Annotated in this window: 1 protein-coding gene; it reads right to left on the bottom strand. The window is 35.7% G+C overall.

What is annotated here, in order from left to right:
* The coding region (locus tag IDG60_RS11255; RefSeq protein WP_206160703.1) for an albumin-binding GA domain-containing protein at positions 1-2,347 on the bottom strand (2,347 nt) is incomplete at both ends.

The raw sequence follows: 2,347 nt of genomic DNA, 5'->3' as shown, positions 1-2,347 counted from the left end.
GTTGGCGTACCGCTAATAATATGTTCAGCATTGGTAACTTTAGTTGTGTAAGCATTTTGTTTAGTGCTATCGGCGTTGACATATTTACTGCTTGCTAACGTATTCGTCTTATCTGCGATGGCATGTTTTAATGTGCCCATCGCCGTGTTCAGTTCAGTCGCATTACGTTGTACATCTTGTGCATTAGATACGCGTTGAGCACCATTAGCTTGTGCTTTTAATGCATCTTTTTGATGTTGATTTAAATCAGATGCGCCATTGATTGCTGTAATCGCTGCTTGTTTCGCATTGTTTAAGTTTTGCGTACCATTTAATGCATGTTTCGCATTATTAACATTATTAAGTGCTTGTTCGACTGCTGTTTTCGCTGTATTCGGTCCAGTTTGTTTATTTAAAATGGTTTCGGCTGCTGATACAGCTTGATTGTATGCATTACGTTTTTGCTCATCAGCATCCAAGAAGTTTTGGCTCGCTAATGTTCCTGACTTATCGTTGATAGCCGTTTGTAAGTTACCCATAGCACCATCTAAACTATTCGCATTTTGTTTAACAGATTCAACACCAGCTAAGTTTGTAGCTTGTGAAATTTGATTTGTTAAATCATTACGTTGAGCTGTAGTGATATGCGTTAAAGTACCTAAATGTTGTTTCGCTGCGTTTTGAGCTGCAATTAATTTTGCATCGCCATTCAATGCATCTTTCGCAGTATTCACACGTTGCAATGCTGCTTCAACTGCATTTTGCGCAGTGTTTGGACCATGTTGTTTATTTAAAATCGCTTTCGCTGCAGTAATAGCATTATCATACTCTTGTTGTTTATTTGTATCAGCATCACGATATTTCTCAGATGATTTAACTTGAGATTCGTTGTTAATACCACTTTGCAAGCTAGCCATAGCTTGATCTAGATGTTGTGCATTTTGTTTTACAGTATCAACACCACTAACTCTTGTCGCACTACTAATTTGACTAATCAAATTGTTCTTTTGAGCATCTGTAATACTCGTTAATGTGTTTAAGTACGTTTTCGCATTTTGTTTTGCCGTAGCTAAGTTTTCATCACCGTTAAGTGCCGTTTTAGAACTATTCACTTGCTCTGCTTTTTGTGTAATCGTACTTGGATTCATTTCTGGATTACTATTTGCATTAATAATCGTTTCAGCAGCAGCTACTGCGTTGTTATATGCTGTTTGCTTATCATTATTAGCATCTACGTAATCTTCACTTGCTTTAGTCGCATCTTTGTTGGCAATACTTTGTCTTAACGTATTCATGGCTTGATCTAATGTATTGGCATTTGATTGAACCGTATGAACACCAGCGACAGTAGTACCACTATTAATTTGGTTTGTTAAATTCGTTTTTTGTGCAGTTGTTAAATGCGTCATATTATTTAACTGCTGTTTCGCTGTTTGCTTCGCTTGATCTAATAAACGCGTACCATCTAAGTTATTTTTAGCCGAATTCAATTGATTCATCGCTTCAGTAACTTGATCTTTCGTTTTATTTTGACCATTTGATTTATTTAAAATATCTTTCGCAGCTTGTACCGCATTTGTGTATGCTGTTTTCTTACTAGGTGTCGCATCTTGATAGTTTTGACTATTAAGCGTCGTTTGTTCATCATTGATTGCACCTTGCAAGTTACCCATCGCTGTATTTAAATCTGTACCTTGTTGTTTAACAGTATTTACGCCAGCAATATTTGATGCAGCATTAATTTTAGATTTAACATCTGCTTTTTGTGCATTATTTAAATGTGGTAATGCATCAATTGCTCTTGCAGCATCTGTTTTAGATTGTGCTAATTTTTCATCACCATTTAATGCATTTTTATTAGAAGTAACAGCTGAAGTTGCACGATTAACATCATCAACAGACATCGTTGGATTTGTTGTTTGATTAATGATTGTTTCGGCACTTGAAACTGCACTGTTATATGCATTTTGTTTAGCTGTATCTGCATCCGCATAATCTTCTGTACGTTTCACTTGATCTTTATCTGCAACAGCTTGTCTTAAGTTACCCATTGCACTATTTAAGTTTGTTGCATTTTGCTTAATCGTATTAACTGTCTCGATTTGATGTGCACTATTAATTTGCGATTGTAAGTTTTGACGTTGCGCATTATTCAAGTTATTTAATTGACCTAATGCAGTGTTCGCTTCTTGTTTCGCAGCATTTAACTTAGCTTCACCATTCAATGCATGTTCTTTACTAGTGACATTTGATAAAGCATTGTTAACATCACTTGGTGTTATAACTGGATGTTGTGCATTACCATTAATAATGTCATTCGCATGGTTGTATGCATTGTTGTAATCATTTTTCTTATTAGTATCTGCGT

Source organism: Staphylococcus sp. EG-SA-2, assembly GCF_017152085.1.
The sequence above is the reverse complement of the archived record's forward strand: the minus strand, read 5'-3'. Positions and strand labels throughout refer to the sequence as shown.